Origin of the sequence: Acinetobacter sp. YH12039, from assembly GCF_013420015.1 — a bacterium.
GTDB lineage: Bacteria > Pseudomonadota > Gammaproteobacteria > Pseudomonadales > Moraxellaceae > Acinetobacter > Acinetobacter amyesii.
In genome coordinates this window covers 56,280-74,837 of the sequence record NZ_VOZA01000012.1, presented here as the reverse complement: position 1 = coordinate 74,837, position 18,558 = coordinate 56,280, and the positions used below count along the sequence as shown (strand labels likewise).

Sequence of the window (18,558 nt, the reverse complement as noted above, 5' to 3'; positions counted from 1 at the left end):
CAGCATTTTCAGTCTAAGAATCGATTCGATCATTTAACGCTTTTACATTTTTTGCTAGCGCACGTTCATTTTGCTTTTGTTTAAACAGATGTAAGACGCCTTCTATTACCAATAACAACACTGCACCCCAAATTGGAATATAAGTTAGCCATTCTTCGGCTTCTACTCGCTCCCCCAATGCGATCGATGCAAAGGCTAACAACACGGGTTCTAAATAACTCAACAAACCAAAAATCACAAATGGCAGATAACGACTCGCCAACATATAGCTACCTAAGCCAAGTGCGCTCAAAAAACCAAGTCCTAAAACCGCCAAAATCAGATACGGGAATAACGACATCAGCGCTAAACTATCGCTATGAATAAATCCTAAATAAAAGGCTACAGGCAGAATTAAGCAAAGATCCCACCAAAAACCACCCAAATGATCGGTTTTAAAGGTACGACGTAAAAAGAAATAAATCGGATAAGCCACAGCAACATAGACAGTTTCCCACGCGATACTGCCAATACGCCAAATTTCGTGGCCGACCCCTAAAATTGCCAATGCCACGGCAGCCATCTGCCATTTAGACAGCTTTTCTTTATACAGTACACATCCAACCAGAACCATTACTAAGGGCAATAGAAAATACCCTAAAGATACTTCTAGCCCTCGGCCATTAATTGGTCCCCACAAAAACAACCAAAGCTGTGTAGTACATAAAAATGAACTAATGATTAACCAAATGAGAAAGATCGGTTGCTTGACCACACGCCAAAAAATTTCACTAACTTTGTTTAAATCTTTCATCCACCACATAAATAAGGTTAAAAATGGCAAGGTCGCCAACATGCGCCATGCAAAAGTTTGCTCGCTATCTAGAGGTTTTAAAAAGATGGTAAAGAAATACAAAATACCGAAAGTGACCGATGCCAATACAGACAATGCAACGCCTTTATACATCTTTCACTCCAGTCCAAATGACTACATAATCTTGATATTTTGCTTGATGAATCAAGCTTCTCGCCTGGACATTCTAGCAAATAAAAAACCATGCACAGGCATGGTTTTTTAGCATTTGTTCAATTATTTAGGTTTTAGGTTTCACTGTCTGCTTGGTATGAATAATATCTGATAAGTCATAACCGACAGATTGAGCATAATTTAGATATTCCTGAATCACTTCCTGATCTGGATGAGCCGAACGAGAAAGAACCCACATATATTTACGACGTGGCTCACCCACCAAAACTGTTTGATAGTCTTCATCGGCTTTGAGTACCCAATAATCACCACGCCCCACAGGCAACCAACGAATGGCTTCTGGTAAGAAACTAACTTTTAATTTCGTGTTAAACGGTGCATTTTGTACAAATGCCTCGCCTATTGATTGCTTCTTGGTACCATCTTTAGATACACAGCGATTATTTACATTAATGTTGCCATTTTCATTTAGCGTGTAAACCGCAATCACATCACGGTCACAGCTTTTTTGAAAAACCATAGGCTTACGAGCTACTTCATACCACATACCTAAATAACGATCGAGCTCGACTTTTTCCACAGTCTGTAACGGTTTCGTCTGTGCATAGGCCATTGTGGCTGCACCCAAACCAATTAACACTGCTGCACCAAGTGCAATTTTTGCGAGCTTAAAACCTGCTTTGGGAATATTCGTTGTTGTCATTTTATGCCTCATTTCGCTGCAAAATTATCGATAAAATAAAGTAGATTCTTTTCTCGTGATTTTACTCTAGCGGAAAAAATTGCTCTAAAAATCATTTTCTTGTCTGAATTATGTATGTCATTCAAACAATATTCCGCATCTTGTCTAACAAAATTATGAAATCATCTGTGCTTTTAAACGCAAGATTTCATCGCGTAAACGAGCCGCTTGTTCAAACTGTAATTCCTTAGACGCTTTTAGCATTTCTTTTTCCAACTTATTCATATGTTTTGCCAGAAGTTTTGGATCCGACATCAAATGACGTTCATCTGCAGTTAATGCCTTGGCCTGATCTGAAATTTTTTCATCGATTTCATCATCTGTCAGCACTTCACCTGTATCAATATCATTGACGTTTTGACGCACTGCACTGCGTGGCGTAATGCCATGTTCAAGGTTAAATGCAATCTGTAAATTACGACGACGATCCGTTTCATCAATGGCTTTTTGCATGGAGTCAGTCATACGATCTGCATATAAAATCGCTTTACCGTTTAAGTTACGCGCTGCACGACCAATGGTTTGAATCAAAGAACGCTCAGAACGCAAGAAGCCTTCTTTGTCTGCATCTAAAATGGCGACTAGAGACACTTCTGGCATATCTAAGCCTTCGCGCAGTAAGTTAATCCCAACAATTGCATCGTATACACCCGAACGCAATTCATGGATAATTTTAGTGCGCTCAACAGTGTCAATATCAGAATGTAAATAAGCGACCTTAATACCATATTCTTTCAAATATGAAGTTAAATCTTCTGCCATACGTTTGGTTAATGTCGTAACCAATACACGCTCATTTAAGTTTTTACGATTATTAATTTCTGACAATACATCATCCACTTGCGTTAACACTGGACGAATTTCAATTTCAGGGTCGACCAAACCTGTGGGTCGAACCACTTGCTCAACGACTTGTTCAGACTTTTCCATTTCATAATGTGCAGGCGTTGCACTGACATAAATGGTCGAAGGAATAATCCGCTCCCATTCTTCAAATTTCATTGGGCGGTTATCAAGCGCACTTGGTAAACGAAAACCGTAATTGACCAAATTTTCTTTACGTGAACGGTCACCTTTATACATAGCCCCAATTTGCGGTACGGTAACGTGCGATTCATCAATGATTAATAAAGCATCATCAGGTACATAATCAAACAAAGTCGGAGGTGCTTCACCAGAAGGACGGCCAGACAAGTGGCGTGAATAGTTTTCAATACCATTGGTATAGCCAAGCTGCTGCATCATCTCTAAATCATAACGTGTACGTTGTTCGATACGCTGTGCTTCGAGTAATTTATCATTTGCACGAAAGAATCCTAGTCGTTCTGCGAGTTCTTCACGAATCGTTCCAATTGCACGCTGTAAATTATCTTTAGGTGTTACATAATGGCTTTTTGGGTAAATCGTAATACGTGGCACTTTACGCACCATTCTGCCTGTCAATGGATCAAACCATCGAACTGAATCAACTTCATCATCAAATAACTCTATTCGAATGGCATTTTGATCAGATTCAGCAGGAAAAATATCAATAATTTCACCACGAATACGGTATGTGCCCCGTAAAAATTCGAGTTCATTTCGGGTGTATTGCATTTCCACCAAACGACGGATGATATCATCACGGCTAATACGGTCTCCTTCCACGATATGCAGAAGCATACTCATATAAGCATTGGGATCACCCAGACCATAAATAGCTGAAACTGACGCTACAATAATTGCATCACGTCGCTCTAATAATGCCCGTGTTGCCGAAAGACGCATTTGGTCGATATGATCATTAATCGATGAGTCTTTTTCAATAAAAGTATCTGAAGATGGAACATAGGCTTCGGGTTGATAATAGTCATAATAACTGACGAAGTATTCCACGGCATTATGCGGAAAGAAGGCTTTAAACTCGCCATAAAGCTGCGCAGCTAAAGTTTTATTATGCGCCATAATAATCGTTGGACGTTGCGTGCGTGCTATCACATTTGCCATGGTATAGGTTTTACCTGAACCTGTTACCCCTAAGAGCAACTGATCATGCATTCCTTTTTCAATCCCCTTCACCAATTTCTCAATCGCTTGAGGCTGATCACCTGCCGGCTGATATTGTGTTACCAGTTCAAAAGGCTGTTTCTGCATCACACTCTTCTTCAACAGTTTTATATGGCTTTATTATGAGGGCAAAGTTGCACAAAACAACGCTAAATTTATGTAAATACCAGAGGCGTGTACGGACTGTAAAATTATAATTCAACATAAACCCATAGATTTTTTTCATGTTTGAAAAATAATTCGCCTGATTTCGCATGTTTTTCTTGAGGAAACTCTTGGCTCTAAAAAAACTCAAGAATAAAGCGTTCATTTATCCCTTATTGATACTTGACCTATATAAATTTCACCTGCAACATGAACAAAAGGACGCCACAGATCAAACTTATGACTTACCAATATCATGACGAAAGTATTGTTAAAAACCTACCCGAAGATACTATTTTTGTTTTTGGCAGCAATATGGCAGGTCAACATACTGGCGGTGCAGCGCGTACTGCCCTAGAGCATTTTGGTGCAATGAATGGTATTGGTCGTGGATGGGCTGGTCAAAGTTTTGCTATTCCAACGATGAATGAGCATTTACAACAAATGCCATTGTCTCAGATTCAACATTATGTTGATGATTTTAAAATCTATACCAAGAATCATCCGAAGACCAAATATTTCATTACTTCGATTGGCTGTGGTGTCGCTGGCTATAAAGTTGAAGAAATTGCTCCCATGTTTAAGGGGATTTCTAGAAATGTTATTTTTCCAATTTCATTCCGTCCTTTCGTTGAAAAAGCTTTACCTAAACTTACTTCGAAACTTCTACATACAATTTTTCAAGACTCGGTAATTTTTGCACCTTCGGCAGATGAATTGGTTGATGTTCTGGCCTTAACAGATAATGAAAAAAGTCTTGCGAAAATTGTGCTGAATACCCAAATGTACCCGACAGATAGCAATGGTCGTGACCGTATTTTTGAAATTGAAGATATTTTGCATGCCCTGAATGGGAAAATATTTGAGTTTCAAAGTAATTCTGAAGGCCCGATGATGTTTGGCGGCGTCATTTTAGCCCTACTTGAACTGTACAATATCAATGAAAAAGATTTCATCGATGTTTGGAAAGCTGAACGTGAAATCGCTGCACCAAAGCCTGAAAATAAAGCCCGTAAAGCCAGCCGCTAAAGGCTCTTTTCACCACATTTGAAACACCCAAAAAGCCAATGTCCATATTGGCTTTTTTTCTACGGTTGATTAATGGTTTTTAGCGACTTAAGTCACATTAAAAATAAAGTTTATTTTACATATCACATTATTTTAATATCATTTTTTTTCATCTTATACTACATGCTGTAATTATCATGAAGAATGACGAGCACATAAAATAGACATGCTAGATTCTCCTTTTTTTGAGCTATCCCCCATTGCCATGTGGCTTGAAGATTACAGTGAAGTCAAAAAACAATTTGATCTCTGGCGTCAGCAAGGTGTGCAGGATCTCTCCACTTTTCTTCAACAAGATGAATCACGTATTCTGCAATGTGCGAGAAAAATAAAACTCTTACAGGTCAACGCAAAAACGTTGGAACTTTATCAAGCACGTGACTTTGAACATTTATGTCAAAACCTTGATTTAGTTTTTCAGGCGGAGATCTGTCAAACACACATTAGAGAATTGGTTGCATTATGGAATGGTGAAACACATTTTTCCCATTCTGCCGTGAACTATACGCTCAATGGACAACGCCTAGACATTCAACTCAAAGGCATCGTGCTACCGAGTCATGAGCAGGATTTATCTGCCGTTTTAATTACGACTGAAGATATCACCTCTTATACTGAAGCTTGCCGTTTACAAGAACAAAGTCGTCATTTGGCAGAAGCGCGTTTTCATTATTCTCCAACCTCACTTTGGGTCGAAGATTTTAGCCGGATTAAAATCAAATTAGATCAGCTACGCGCTTTAGAAATCGAAGACTTTGTCACTTTTTTGGATGTTCATCCCGATTTTGTACAAGAGTGCATTAAAGAAATACTGATCGTTGACGTCAATCAAGCCACGCTTGATTTATTTGGCGCTCCGAACAAAGAAATATTGCTCAAAAATGTACATAAAGTGTTTGCCAAAGAAATGCTGCAAACCTTTAAAGAACAGTTGATTGAACTTTGGAATGGCAATCTACATCATCAACGTGAAGCTATAAATTATGCACTTGATGGCAGTATTCGCCATGTCTTGCTGCAATTTACCGTATTTCCCGATTATCTTGATGATTGGAGCACCGTGCAGGTTGCTTTAACCGATATTACCGCACGTAAAAAGGCTGAAAATTATCTTGAATATTTAGGTAAGCATGACGTTCTAACTAAGCTCTATAACCGTTCATTTTATATCGCAGAAATCAATCGTCTCGAACGCAATCAATTACGTCCTGTTTCTTGTATTTTTATTGATTTAAATGGACTAAAAGAACTCAATGACAGTATTGGGCATGATGCTGGTGACAGTATCCTCAGACGTCTGGGCAACATTTTAAACCAGCTTATTCAGCATACGCCCTATTCTGCTTCGCGCATTGGCGGTGATGAATTTGTCATTCTATTACCGGGTGCAGATGATGCAGCACTGCAAAACTGCTTACAAAGTTTGAATGAGTTGTTATTGGTCGATAACCAATTTTATTCTAATCAACCGATGAGTATATCGATTGGCTGTGCCACCAATGAGCTGAATGAGCGGATGGAAGATATGCTCAAACGTGCCGATCTGGACATGTATCGTCAGAAGAAAAAGTATTATCTCAATAAAGACCGAAGAATTCAGTCTGAAATACGCAATTAACATCAATAATTTGCAATAAAAAAGCCATGGTTTGAACCATGGCTTTTTTATTTAAATCTTTTAACGCTTACCCATCGAACGACGTGTACCGCGTGGTGGCATCCAAGTACGGTCAGCATAACGCTGAGGTTTTGGACGCATATCTTCAAAGATTTCATCCGAAGCATTATCTTCAGCTTTTTTAATCGGAAAAGGCAAATTGACTAAAGCCTTTTTCTTGGGAGGGTTTTGCGTACTCATACGAATAACTCAATTGAATCTGGCGCTATTGTACAAAAAAAATGGTTTTGGTGTAAAAGGCTTTGAGTGAATAGCCTCGATTGGCATATAAAGACTCAATGATAAGCTATGAATTTTTATACTATAGAGGACAACAGCACAAAAAAGTGCTTTGAATATGGTCGTTTTAAACTATTTTATTGACCCAAATCAACCAACACACTGTCACTTATGTCAATAAATATTGAATATATACAAATAGATAGAAACATTTCTAAATTTCAAAAATGTTCGATTTTTTTACACAAATACCTAATTAAAACCTTCAAATAATACAAATCATCAAGAATGTTACAGGACTATTACGTTTATTCTTGTTTTCTATAACATTTTTTACGCACTAATTTTGAATAATGAGCACTTAGAAAAATTATTATCAATTTACGGACATGGAGTCCTTTAAAATGAAAAAAAGTGTATTGTGCATTGCTGCTTCTATGGCTGCCCTACCAATCATCAGTCATGCAGACTCACCATATTTTAGTTTAAAAGATGGCGATGGCTTCAAACGTTTTTCTGTCTCTGTCGGTGCTCTACATGTTATGCCACAAGGTAAAGCACAACCATTCCATGTTGATACATCAGTAAAAAATGGTGAAACAGCCAAAGTTGGTGATATTTCAATTGACGCAGTAAAAGCCAATATGGATCCAGCTATGGATCCAAACATTTCTACTTGGTTTGTCGGTTTGCTCGATAAATTAGGTACGAGTACCTTACCAGCAGGGCTAAGCGGTACTGCTGAAATTAATGGCCTACAAAGTTGGGATAACCAAGGTACTGGCCTTGAAGCCGATGATGTAACCACACTAGGCATCATGACCAACTATTTCTTTACTGATAACATTTCTTTAGAAATGAAAGCGGGTATTCCGCCAAAAGTTGATTTACAAGGATCAGGAAAAATTTATGCGCCATTTGCAGCTATTGCGACACCTGAGTTAGGTATTATCGACCTACCTGAAATCGCAATGAAGAATAGTTTGCTGATTACAGATTTAGAAGCCTACGGCCCAGCGGCATCTGCTCGTGCATGGACCCCCGCTGCAGAAATCCAATATCACTTCGGTAAAACTGGCGTCAATAAATTCCGTCCCTATGTGGGTCTAGGCGTGATGTATGCTTACTTCAATGAATTGGAAATGAATCCACAAATTGAGAAAGATTTGATTGCTGCAGGTCACATGATTGCCAACATTAAAGAAGGTAATGCAGGCGCTTCTTTGGAAGGAAAACCAAGTAAGGCAAATCCCAAAGTTGATTTAGAAGCAACAGATGCATTTGCGCCAGTTGCGACGGTTGGCTTCACCTATGACTTCAATGACAAATGGTTTGCTGTTGGTTCTGTTAGCTATGCACACCTTCAAAATGAAACAACCATTACCGTTACAGATGCGACACACGGCGAACTGATCAAATCTAAAGCGGATATTGAAGTAAATCCAATTCTTGCGTATGCAGGTATCGGTATGCGTTTCTAATAAATAACATATATAAAAGACGGCTACGGTCGTCTTTTTTATTGGCTTTTATATGGTCTTTTATTCTGAGATATCTTTTCAATCTCTTTTAAACACTTTTAAATTTCCGCTGTGTCAATTTCCTTTATTCATCCATAGTTACCTATAAAAAAAATTTATTGTTTGGTGAATTAAATTTAATCGCAACTCTGCGTTTATTCGAATACCATTGAGTTAAATTTAAAGAATGTAGACCGCTGTATGTCTGATACTCGTTTCTCGAAACCCCTGATTTACATGCTCATTGGCAGTGCTATTATTTTGGCATTGTCATTAGGGGTGCGTCATGCATTTGGCCTCTATCTCGTGCCGATGAGTGATGAATTTGGTTGGGGACATAACGTTTTTAGCCTTGCCATTGCCATGCAAAACTTAATTTGGGGTGCTGTGCAGCCGATTACAGGGGCTTTTGCAGATAAATATGGCAGTAAGATCGTGGTCGCCGTCGGTGGTGCATTATATGCCCTCGGACTATTACTCATGGCCATCAGCTCTACCGGTTTACTTCTTAATTTAAGCGCAGGTTTAATCCTGGGTTTGGCTCTCTCAGCCACATCATTTCCAGTATTACTTTCTGCCGTAGGACGTGCAGCGCATCCAGACAAACGTAGTTTAGCCATGGGTATTGCCAGTGCAGCAGGTTCTTTTGGTCAGTTCATTATGCTGCCCTCTACATTACTGCTATTGCAAAAATTGGGTTGGTCTTCGGCTTTGGTGGTCAGCGCCATTTTAATTGCGCTTATTATTCCTTTAGCTTGGATGCTAAAAGCACCAATGTATGTTGCACCAAATGCAACTAATACGCATGAAGCCTCTCTGACTTTTAAACAAATTTTGCAATTGGCTTGGGAGCATAAACCCTTTTGGTTTCTAGCACTCGGTTTCTTTGTCTGTGGCTTCCAAGTGGTGTTTATTGGCATCCATCTTCCGGGATATTTAATCGATCATGGCTTTAATGCCACTACGGGCACTATTTTCCTCGCGCTCGTTGGACTATTTAATATTGTCGGCACCTACACAGCTGGTTGGCTCGGTGGCAAATATTCCAAACCAAAGCTGTTGATGGGACTGTATGGTTTACGTGGCATTGCCATTATTTCCTTTCTTTTGCTGCCTTTAAGCACATGGACAATCTATGCATTTGGCGTCATTATGGGACTATTATGGCTTTCTACCGTACCACTCACCAACGGTATTGTGGCCAATATGTTTGGCGTTAAATATCTCAGTATGCTCAGCGGTATCGTGTTCTTTACACACCAAGTCGGTTCATTTTTTGGTGGCTGGTTGGGTGGTGTGAACCACGATATGACCGGTAACTATGATGCCATTTGGATTTTTTCGATTGTCCTGAGTATTTTTGGGGTATTGGTACATTTCATGGTTAATGAGGAAAGTGTCATTCATGACTAATTCAACATTATGGTTCCGACTCAGTATTGCTATCAGTATTCTGGCCTTGTTGGCTTTATCCATCGGCTTATGGAGCCAAACGCCTGAATTATTCGAATACTTTAACCAAGCGTTTTGTGCACATTAAAGACGTATTGAAATCTTAATTCCGCCCCAAACTGCTGTTTTATCAACACTACAACAGCAGTTTTTTAGCTATTTACTACACGATTCAATAAAAGCTGCATTTTCAGCATATTAGTATTAATAATACGTTTTTTCATAAACTTAGCTTATTTTTTAATTTTCCAACCTGCACTTTCTTCTTTAGATTAAGTCTCAATAAAGAACAATTTGAGAACTTATGAAATGACCGCATTAACTCAACTTTCACAAGCCATCCATGATGCTCCGCGTTGGCATCAAGCAGAACATTTTCAAGATGGCAATGAAATTCGTATTGAAGCGCAACATGACCAAGCTTTGGGGGCTGTGGTTTATGGTTTAGATGCGCGTAAAGCACAGTCTGGGGAAACCATCTACCGTTTAAAACAAGCGTTGGCAGAACACTTGATTTTAATTTTTAAACATCAAAGTCTAGATGATTTACAGTATCTCGCGTTTGCAAGCTACTTCGGTTCAATTTTCCGTCCTGGTGCAGATATTCCTGTGCTAGCGTCACAAGATGATACCGGTACACCACCAGACGTCGTACCTGTTTCAAATGCAGTCGGCAAAGGTGACTATACTGGACATGGTGAATTGGCTGCGCATGCAGACCATCAGTGGACTCCGCTGCCATCTTTTGGTTCATTACTCTATGCCATTGAACTGCCACAAGACGGTGGACAAACCTCATGGTATAACACTATTAAAGCCTATGAAGCTTTAGATGAAGCGACACAAAAACATTTAGACCAACTTCAACTCATTACCTATAACCCATTTGTCCGTGCCAAAAATAATAAAGGCACAACGGGATATGGCGCTACACCGCTATATCGTTTCAAAGACCACCCGATTGTTGGACATGCTTATCCACATCCGCTTGTACGTACCCATCCAGAAAGTGGCCGTAAAGGTCTGTGGTTAAATGAACGATCTGAAGTGGAATTGGTTCACTACGATGATCAGTCAGGCAGTGAATTGATTGCATCCTTACGTGAACATTTATTGAAACCTGAGTTTCGATATGAACATCAATGGGAAGAAGGTGACATTGTATTTTGGGATAACCAAGCCACTTTACACTCACGCCGCCCTTTCCCTTCAGACCAACGCCGCTTATTAAAGCGAATTAGCCTAGCAGGAGGACGACCATACTAATGTTGAACTTCATGCCAACAATAAAAAATAAATAACCCAGTAAAATCCGTGTTTAAGCAATAACTCCAAATAATTAAAATTTTAAAACAATAAGAACACTGCTCAAATTACGGATGATCTATATCTAATGCCTTAAAACCTGAAATTAAATGATCTAACATCGCACGCACACCCGGCAGCATGCCTTGTCGTGTCGCGTATGCAACATGAATTGCCCCTTGCGGCAATTGCCATTCAGGAAACAGTTCAATTAACTCACCACTTTTTAAAGCATCACGTACAAACACTTTGGGCAAAGAAGCGATTCCCACGCCAGAAAGAGCAGCAGAAATCATCGCACTAAAACTGTCAGTTCTTAAGCGTGGATGAAATTCAATTTGTTGAGTTTCACTTTTTTCACGATGTCGGAAATCCCAAAAATGTTTAGGCCGATCAAAACCAATACACGGAAAATTTTGAATCTCAGCCAATTGCTGTGGTATTTCACGCTCGAAGAAAAGTTGTGGCGATGCCACCAAAACATGATCCCAAGCATCTAAATCTCGAACGATCAAATCACTATCCATTAAAGGCATATTACGAACACGAATTGCTAAATCTACGCCTTCCTCAATGACATCAACCCGATGATTGGTCGCCATGAGATGCACACTGACCTCAGGATATTGCTGCATAAAATCGGTGACCATTTTTGCAACAGGCATTTCCACCAAAGCCACAGGACAAGAGATTTTAATTTGGCCACAGAGTTGATCGTTCAACGTACTGAGCACAAAGTTTTCCGTTTCGCTGACTTCCTCTAAAATTTTTAAGCAGTGTAAATAGAACTGTTGTCCTATTTCAGTCACAGTAAATTTTCGCGTATTACGTTGAATCAGACGTACACCCAAACGGGTCTCTAATTCTGTAATACGGCGTGATAGTTTAGACTTTGTAATACCCAATGCTTCACTGGCTTTGGTATAACCTTGGTATTTCACCACTTGCACGAAGTAGTAATAGTCATTTAAATTTTGCATGATTGTTTCATTTTTAGAATAATCTGTTGAGTTTTTCGCCCTGTCATTCCCTCACTATACCTCAATAATAGATCACAGAAGCATTAAATTGAGGGCTGAATTATGAATTCAATCAAACGTGTTTATCATAGTGATCGTAGGACTTGGGTGGGCGATGGCTTCCCAACAAACTCTATGCTCCCTATGCAAGAAATGGGCAATCAAACCAGTCCATTCCTCGTTATGGGCTATACCGGCCAATATCATTTCTCTCCAAGTCACCATCAACGTGGTGTTGGATCACATCCACACCGTGGCTTTGAAACAGTGACCATTGTTTATGAAGGTGAATTGGAGCATTTTGACTCTAAAGGAAATCACGGCAGCATTGCCAAAGACGAAGTGCAATGGATGACTGCGGGTCGAGGCATTATGCATGAAGAACACCATTCTAAAGATTTTGCCAAAACTGGCGGAAATTTAGACATGGTACAACTTTGGGTCAATTTACCTAGTCATGCCAAAATGACTGAACCTCGCTATCAAGAACTGACAACAGCCAATATTGCTGAAGTAAAGCTTGCACAAAATGCAGGCGTGGTACGCGTCATTGCTGGCCAATTTGAAGATACATTGGGCGCCGCTGAAACCTTTAGCCCGATGAATGTATTGGATGTGCGCTTGAATGCAAATGCTGAACAGGAATTTTCATTCAACCCACAGTGGAATAACATGATTTTTGTATTAAGTGGGGCGATCGAAATTGAAGGTCAACGCTTTGATGCGAAACAGACTTTATATGTGAGTGACCAAGTATCGTCCTTGAAACTTAAATCTTTTGAAGCAACCAAACTGCTTATTTTAAGTGGCGAAGCTTTAAATGAACCGATTGCGGCACATGGACCATTCGTCATGAATACTGAAGATGAAATACGTCAGGCATTTTATGATTTTCAACATGGTCATTTTGCTTAAATATTTCCACGATAAAGTCCCAATAAAAAAAACCGCCTTCTGGCGGTTTTTTTATATCTATGTTGGTATGAATTACGCATCACGCTTTCAACAGATTATTGCGTGACTTTTTGATAAAACGCATCTATTGCATTGACCATTTGCTTAAGTCCCGGCTGTTCCAAAGGATAATGTCCTGCATTTTTCAACAGCACGACATCGACTGGAACTTGGTGAATCCGTGCTAAAAATGGCTGACTTAAAGCCAAAGGCGTCCAGCGGTCTTGTTCAGGCTGCGTTAGTAAAATTGGGCAGACATCAAACTGCTCCGGTGGCGTGTCATTTTTATAATATAAATACGAATCTAGAAATTTAACCGATACACTATTCCCAGCTGACGTTTTATCTTTTAAAAAGACCTGCAATGCTGCGTCATTATTCACCAAGCGATGCATTTTACTTACCCACCGCATCGGCATTGGCAATGCTGAAAATGGTGTATGTGCTGTCACATGAGCCAGTGGGCTGCCCACGCGGCTCATAAATTTATTCAAAGAGACTTGATCACGCACAGTTTTATTTGAAGTGTCTAGAAAGGTCATACCGACGATACCTTTCACCTTTTTATTTTTTGCCGCCACGTGATAGGTCAACATACCACCTGCACTAAGCCCATACAAAACGATAGGACGATGATCTTTTTGTAGCTCGGCTTCAATGAGGTCATTACCTGCTTGAACCCAATCATCATAACGAATTTTTGAGCCCTTTTTGACTTGGGTGAGGCCATAACCGGGCATATCAATAGCGATAGTTTCATAGCCACGTTGTGCCAAAGGATGACCCAAAATCATCGACATTTGTCGACCATTTGTTCCCACACCATGAAACAGAATCACCTTCACTTTTGCCTGTGGATTCCGATAAGTATCTAAGTGAACAGTATGACCCTGCCAACTCCACCACTCTTCTTTGGGTCGCTGCGTTTCTGTTAAATGGTATTCTTTGGGTAGATAGTGCTGAATGCCCTGCCAACTGTTTTGATCTGTATAACTTGCTAATGGTTGTGTAGCAGGTAGCTGATCATCTGCAAATGCCATGATTGAAAGTAACGATGCAATGCCACTCATCAACCACTTAAATAAGGCACTCAAAATTTCTGATAAGGTGTCTGATTTTGGAGAAGTCATTTTTAGACAAAATATTTTATGTGTAAATGCTGATGCTAATCAGCGGCAGAAACCGATGCCATGTGTATGTGGGACAGTACTATGTCACTTTATCCAATTATCGTTTTCTCTGCAAAGTGCTTCAGAATATATTTGAAGCAGGACTTACATGCTCCTGTAATAATCGACCTTTAAAATCTTTTAACATTCAAGATTTTATCCTTTAGAAATTCATAACCTTATTTCGATTTTTAATATTGGTAACGCATGAGCCAGTCCATACCACAACGAAACCTTGTCATCTTTCTCACCTTTTTAAGATTAGGGTGTATTGCATTTGGTGGACCTGCTGCGCATTTAGTGTTGTTTTTTCAATATTTTGTGAAACAAGAAAAATGGATAACGGAGCATGAATATGCGCATTTGCTTGCCTTGGCTCAAGTCCTTCCAGGCCCAACCAGTAGCCAGCTCGGCATGGCAATTGGATTTCAACTCAACCGCTATCAAGGTGCTTGTTTTGCATGGTTAGGATTTACTTTACCTTCAGCCCTGCTGATGTGTGCCGCGGCCACTTTAAGTATAAAACTCAGTAATCAACTCTCAACTTTATTCTTTCATGTTATTCAGTTAATTGTACTAGCCGTTGTTGCATGGGCATTTTGGCAAATGATGCGAAGCTTTTGTAAAACAAAACTGCAGTATTTGATCATGCTTTTAGCTGCATTTTTTATTTATTTCTTTCAATTTTCTTTAAATCAAGTTTTGGTGATTTTATGCGCTGCAATTATCGGTTTAGTTTTATCGTCAAATCAATTACACAGCCAAAAGCCAAATATCGCCGAAACATTTCCACCCAAACATGACAATTTTAGCCGGAATGCACATGAAAATACTTGCACCTCTTGGCTATGGCTTCTCGCCTTTATCAGCCCTTTTTTCGTTCTGCCATTCTTCGATATACAACATAGCAATATATTGGCTTTCAGCTTAGAAAGCTTCTACCGCACAGCATCCCTCGTCTTTGGTGGTGGACATATTATTTTGCCATTTTTACATCAGGACTTTGTCTCTACAGGACTGATCAGTAATGAAAATTTTGACTTAGGCTATGCCCTTGCACAACTCATGCCGGGACCTTTGTTTAGTTTCGCCGCCTATCTCGGCACACTTTTACCCATGACCGATGTGCCAATCTTGAATGCCGCACTCGCGACGTTAGCGATATTTTTACCATCATTTTTATTATTGTTTGGCTTATTGCCCTATTGGAATAAATTGATGAAATACCCGATGCTTTTTGGCACCTTAAAAATAATCAATGCGGCTGTCGTTGGTTTATTACTGTGTCTACTATTTCAAATGAGCCAAAAATACATCATTCAATGGACAGACTTTATATTTGTTGCCGTCGTTATTGCTTTACTTCGCAGCAAACTGCCAGTTTGGTTCAGCTTAATAAGCAGTTTTATCGGCTATTACGCTTTTTTAACTTTTCTGCCTTTTTAAACTTAAGCAAAAAAAACTAGAACTCAAGGAGTAAATTAATCCTCATCGATTAAGCTTGCGCCCTTGACCACAGTTTTCCCCTCGACCTGATCCAGTTGATAATGCTGCACATCACTATACTGTTTGATCATTTCAACCAGTTCATTGGAATGTGTGGTCAACCAAAGCTGCGTATAGCGACTTGCTTCGGCAATCAGCATCGCCAAGGCAGGTAATAAATCGGGATGTAAGCTATTTTCTGGCTCATTCAGTGCCATAAAATTTGGGGGTCTTGGACTCAATAAAGCCACAGCTAAACACAAAAACCGTAAAGTCCCATCTGAAAATTCGGCACTTTCCAAAGGTCTTAAGATCCCTTGCTTTTGCATCATCATTTGAAAGCGCCCACCCATTTCCTGCACATAAAATTGGGTCTGCGGAAAGGCTTTTTCTAGTACTTCAAACAAGGTTTCACTGTTGCCACGCTCACGTAAAGTTTCAAAAGCCGCAGCTAAATTTGTACCATCATGCGCTAAAACTGGCGAACGAATGCCCACCTGTGGGACACGGATCGGTGAATTTCCACTGACAGAAAACTCATGATAAAAACGCCAGTTTTTCATGGTCTCACGCACTTGTGAAACTTCGGGATATAAGTGTGGATCGGACAATTGTCCAAACACCGACTCTTCTGGTGTTAATGCCATCGGATAAGCAATCCGTTCTTCATCAACATTTTTAAGAAATGCCGCTTGGTTGGTTCTTTCCAACAACTCACTCATTTTTCGACGTTGATAGCCGCTTAACCAAATCCCTTCTACTTTGACCAAAGGATCGAGTGCAAACAAGGTGATGAGCGGTTCAGGAAAACCTATTTCAAGTTGATATTCATAATGCTCCATCTCCACTGCAAGCTTCATGCGCTTAGGGTCTTTCGATCGATCACCCGCACGGTGACCACCTGCCCACATGATTTTTTGAATCCCGCCCTCATTTGCAATAGCTTGGGATAATTGGCCATTTGCAGCTTCATGTAGGAGACGTACAGCTTTATATAGATTGGATTTACCACAACCATTCGGACCACTGACAATATTCAGACGCGACAAGGTCAAATTCATATGATGAATAGATCGAAAACCTTGAATAGTCACTGAACGGATCGTCATGGGTTACCTAAAATGAGTTGGAAATGTTGATGATTATAAGTTGATTGCTTGTATATTTTTCATGCACTTTATTCTAACAATAAAAAACCCGCAAGCCGAAACTTACGGGTCTTTCATTGCACAATCTAAGTTAAATTTAACCTTAGAATAAGCGGTTCATACCATTCAATGTTGCAACACGGTACGCTTCCGCCATAGTCGGATAGTTAAATGTGGTTTCTACGAAATATTTAATCGTATTGTTCGGGCTGTTCATCACGGCCTGACCAATGTGAATAATTTCCGCAGCATTATTACCGAAGCAATGAACACCTAAAATTTCTAAAGTATCACGATGGAACAAGATTTTAAGCTCACCCACGGTGTCGCCCGTAATTTGCGCACGTGCCAAATGACGGAAAGATGCTTGACCCACTTCATACGGAATTTTTTCTTCAGTTAACTGTTGTTCAGTTTTACCAATCGAAGAAATTTCAGGAATTGTATAAATACCTGTAGGAATATCCGTTACAGGTGCAATTCCTTCTTCACCGCTCATGTTAGAACCGGCACAGCGACCTTGGTCATATGCAGCAGATGCAAGTGAAGGCCAACCGATTACATCACCCGCAGCAAAGATATTCTCTACTTCAGTTTGATATTGATCATTCACGGTTAATTGACCACGGCTGTTTGGTTTGATACCTACATTTTCTAGGCCTAAACCATCGGTATTACCAGAACGGCCGTTACACCACAAAATCGCATCCGCTTTAATTTTCTTACCACTTTGCAAGTGAAGAACCACGTGATCATCATGTGTTTCAAGATGATCAATCTGCTCGTTGTGGCGAATCAGTACACCCTGCTCACGTAAACGATATGACAATGCATCTGAGATTTCATCGTCTAAATAGCTGAGTAATTTGTGCTGTGTATTGATCAAGTCTACTTTATGGTCTAAACCAATAAAGATAGACGCATATTCACAACCAATCACACCTGCACCATAAATGATGATTTTTTGGATTGAATAATCCAGATCCAAAATTTTGTCTGAATCAAATACGCGAGGATGATTAAAGTCTAAAGCAGCAGGACGGTAAGGACGTGAACCTGTCGCAATCACTAATTGCTGGAATACTAAAGTTTCCGTCATACCTTCATTGCTAAAAATCAAAACAGTGTTTTGATCTTGGATATACGCACGGCCGTGGAAAATATCAATTTTATTACGGTCATAAAAACGTGAATGCGTTTCAACTTGTTGTTGAATCACTTTATGCGCATTACGTAACACCTGTTTCATCGTGAACTGTTTCCATTCACCGACTTTTTGGAACATAGGGTCACGTTGGTAACGTAAAATGCTTGAAACGGTCTGACGTAATGCTTTACTTGGAATTGTTCCTACATGGGTACAGTTACCACCAAGCTGTTCACGCATATCTACAATTGCAACTCGCTTACCTGATTTAGCAAGTTTCATTGCAGCGCCTTCACCCGCAGGGCCAGAACCCAGAACTACCGCATCGTATTTCACGAAAGTTCCACTAACGACCTCTTTCTTACGTGGCATTCAACGCTCCTTTACAAATATTCTTTAATCTAGGCTGTATTATGACGTATATCCTAACTTTTTTGGATATTTAGCTCACATATATTATGTGATAACCACATTTATTATATGAATATCGTTTTC

16 protein-coding genes are annotated in these 18,558 nt (G+C 39.8%); 8 read left to right on the top strand and 8 right to left on the bottom strand.

Features of this window, described 5'->3' with window-relative positions; translation table 11 throughout:
• Positions 1 to 13 precede the first annotated feature (13 nt).
• From rarD to uvrB, 3 genes are all read right to left on the bottom strand, one after another.
• Positions 14 to 946: an EamA family transporter RarD gene (rarD, locus tag FTT98_RS07530; protein ID WP_078191878.1), complete on the bottom strand. Its 933-nt coding sequence runs from the start codon at positions 944 to 946 to the stop codon at positions 14 to 16.
• 127 nt (positions 947 to 1,073) lie between these two features.
• Complete coding sequence (locus FTT98_RS07525; protein ID WP_180114582.1) at positions 1,074 to 1,670, bottom strand: lipocalin family protein; 597 nt, start codon at positions 1,668 to 1,670, stop codon at positions 1,074 to 1,076.
• A gap of 153 nt (positions 1,671 to 1,823) precedes the next feature.
• The gene (uvrB, locus tag FTT98_RS07520; RefSeq protein ID WP_180114583.1) at positions 1,824 to 3,845 is read right to left on the bottom strand and encodes an excinuclease ABC subunit UvrB; all 2,022 of its coding nucleotides are present in this window, start codon (positions 3,843 to 3,845) and stop codon (positions 1,824 to 1,826) included.
• 294 nt (positions 3,846 to 4,139) lie between these two features.
• Here uvrB and FTT98_RS07515 point away from each other — a divergent pair, with 294 nt between their 5' ends.
• Both FTT98_RS07515 and FTT98_RS07510 read left to right on the top strand, forming a co-directional pair.
• A complete protein-coding gene (locus FTT98_RS07515) occupies positions 4,140 to 4,928 on the top strand; it encodes a hypothetical protein (RefSeq protein ID WP_180023438.1) in 789 nt (262 codons plus the stop codon).
• 199 nt (positions 4,929 to 5,127) lie between these two features.
• Positions 5,128 to 6,585: a sensor domain-containing diguanylate cyclase gene (locus FTT98_RS07510; RefSeq protein ID WP_180114613.1), complete on the top strand. Its 1,458-nt coding sequence runs from the start codon at positions 5,128 to 5,130 to the stop codon at positions 6,583 to 6,585.
• Between the two features lie 60 nt (positions 6,586 to 6,645).
• Here FTT98_RS07510 and FTT98_RS07505 read toward each other — a convergent pair whose 3' ends face one another.
• Entirely contained in the window at positions 6,646 to 6,825 is a 180-nt protein-coding gene (locus FTT98_RS07505; RefSeq protein ID WP_078190224.1) for a hypothetical protein, read from the bottom strand.
• Positions 6,826 to 7,268: 443 nt separating this feature from the next.
• On the opposite strand from FTT98_RS07505, the gene FTT98_RS07500 reads away from it, so the two are divergent.
• The 4 genes from FTT98_RS07500 (at position 7,269) to FTT98_RS07490 (ending at position 11,102) form a co-directional block, all read left to right on the top strand.
• Complete coding sequence (locus tag FTT98_RS07500; RefSeq protein WP_180114584.1) at positions 7,269 to 8,345, top strand: OmpW family protein; 1,077 nt, start codon at positions 7,269 to 7,271, stop codon at positions 8,343 to 8,345.
• 240 nt (positions 8,346 to 8,585) lie between these two features.
• Positions 8,586 to 9,797: an MFS transporter gene (locus FTT98_RS07495; RefSeq protein WP_180007678.1), complete on the top strand. Its 1,212-nt coding sequence runs from the start codon at positions 8,586 to 8,588 to the stop codon at positions 9,795 to 9,797.
• A complete protein-coding gene (locus FTT98_RS18110; RefSeq protein ID WP_257221407.1) occupies positions 9,790 to 9,924 on the top strand; it encodes a hypothetical protein in 135 nt (44 codons plus the stop codon). Before FTT98_RS07495 ends, FTT98_RS18110 begins: the two co-directional genes overlap by 8 nt.
• 221 nt (positions 9,925 to 10,145) lie before the next feature.
• Complete coding sequence (locus tag FTT98_RS07490) at positions 10,146 to 11,102, top strand: TauD/TfdA family dioxygenase (RefSeq protein ID WP_180177214.1); 957 nt, start codon at positions 10,146 to 10,148, stop codon at positions 11,100 to 11,102.
• Positions 11,103 to 11,209: 107 nt separating this feature from the next.
• Here the strand turns inward: FTT98_RS07490 and FTT98_RS07485 are convergent, their stop codons facing one another.
• Positions 11,210 to 12,121 carry a LysR substrate-binding domain-containing protein gene (locus tag FTT98_RS07485; protein WP_180007677.1) on the bottom strand — a complete coding sequence of 304 codons (912 nt, stop codon included), beginning with the start codon at positions 12,119 to 12,121 and terminating at the stop codon, positions 11,210 to 11,212.
• A 102-nt stretch (positions 12,122 to 12,223) separates the two neighbouring features.
• Between FTT98_RS07485 and FTT98_RS07480 the strand changes: the two genes are divergently transcribed.
• Positions 12,224 to 13,075, top strand: coding sequence for a pirin family protein (locus tag FTT98_RS07480; RefSeq protein ID WP_180007676.1), 852 nt, complete (start codon positions 12,224 to 12,226; stop codon positions 13,073 to 13,075).
• Between the two features lie 95 nt (positions 13,076 to 13,170).
• On the opposite strand, the gene FTT98_RS07475 is transcribed toward FTT98_RS07480, so the two are convergent.
• Positions 13,171 to 14,154, bottom strand: a complete 984-nt coding sequence (locus FTT98_RS07475) for an alpha/beta hydrolase (protein WP_257230194.1) — start codon at positions 14,152 to 14,154, stop codon at positions 13,171 to 13,173.
• Positions 14,155 to 14,490: 336 nt separating this feature from the next.
• On the opposite strand from FTT98_RS07475, the gene chrA reads away from it, so the two are divergent.
• Complete coding sequence (chrA, locus tag FTT98_RS07470; RefSeq protein ID WP_180177212.1) at positions 14,491 to 15,729, top strand: chromate efflux transporter; 1,239 nt, start codon at positions 14,491 to 14,493, stop codon at positions 15,727 to 15,729.
• Between the two features lie 35 nt (positions 15,730 to 15,764).
• Here the strand turns inward: chrA and FTT98_RS07465 are convergent, their stop codons facing one another.
• Positions 15,765 to 16,877, bottom strand: coding sequence for an AAA family ATPase (locus FTT98_RS07465; RefSeq protein WP_180004940.1), 1,113 nt, complete (start codon positions 16,875 to 16,877; stop codon positions 15,765 to 15,767).
• 142 nt (positions 16,878 to 17,019) lie between these two features.
• Complete coding sequence (sthA, locus tag FTT98_RS07460) at positions 17,020 to 18,435, bottom strand: Si-specific NAD(P)(+) transhydrogenase (protein WP_078190237.1); 1,416 nt, start codon at positions 18,433 to 18,435, stop codon at positions 17,020 to 17,022.
• Positions 18,436 to 18,558: the final 123 nt, after the last annotated feature.

What these genes read in the sequence shown, in the direction of transcription:
- chrA (WP_180177212.1), top strand. Translation starts at nt 14,491, where the DNA reads ATGAGCCAGTCCATACCACAACGAAACCTTGTCATCTTTCTCACCTTT.
- rarD (WP_078191878.1), bottom strand. Translation starts at nt 946, where the DNA reads ATGTATAAAGGCGTTGCATTGTCTGTATTGGCATCGGTCACTTTCGGT.
- FTT98_RS07500 (WP_180114584.1), top strand. Translation starts at nt 7,269, where the DNA reads ATGAAAAAAAGTGTATTGTGCATTGCTGCTTCTATGGCTGCCCTACCA.
- FTT98_RS07490 (WP_180177214.1), top strand. Translation starts at nt 10,146, where the DNA reads ATGACCGCATTAACTCAACTTTCACAAGCCATCCATGATGCTCCGCGT.
- FTT98_RS07475 (WP_257230194.1), bottom strand. Translation starts at nt 14,154, where the DNA reads ATGGCATTTGCAGATGATCAGCTACCTGCTACACAACCATTAGCAAGT.
- FTT98_RS18110 (WP_257221407.1), top strand. Translation starts at nt 9,790, where the DNA reads ATGACTAATTCAACATTATGGTTCCGACTCAGTATTGCTATCAGTATT.
- FTT98_RS07480 (WP_180007676.1), top strand. Translation starts at nt 12,224, where the DNA reads ATGAATTCAATCAAACGTGTTTATCATAGTGATCGTAGGACTTGGGTG.
- FTT98_RS07465 (WP_180004940.1), bottom strand. Translation starts at nt 16,877, where the DNA reads ATGACGATCCGTTCAGTGACTATTCAAGGTTTTCGATCTATTCATCAT.
- sthA (WP_078190237.1), bottom strand. Translation starts at nt 18,435, where the DNA reads ATGCCACGTAAGAAAGAGGTCGTTAGTGGAACTTTCGTGAAATACGAT.
- FTT98_RS07525 (WP_180114582.1), bottom strand. Translation starts at nt 1,670, where the DNA reads ATGACAACAACGAATATTCCCAAAGCAGGTTTTAAGCTCGCAAAAATT.
- FTT98_RS07515 (WP_180023438.1), top strand. Translation starts at nt 4,140, where the DNA reads ATGACTTACCAATATCATGACGAAAGTATTGTTAAAAACCTACCCGAA.
- FTT98_RS07485 (WP_180007677.1), bottom strand. Translation starts at nt 12,121, where the DNA reads ATGCAAAATTTAAATGACTATTACTACTTCGTGCAAGTGGTGAAATAC.
- FTT98_RS07495 (WP_180007678.1), top strand. Translation starts at nt 8,586, where the DNA reads ATGTCTGATACTCGTTTCTCGAAACCCCTGATTTACATGCTCATTGGC.
- FTT98_RS07505 (WP_078190224.1), bottom strand. Translation starts at nt 6,825, where the DNA reads ATGAGTACGCAAAACCCTCCCAAGAAAAAGGCTTTAGTCAATTTGCCT.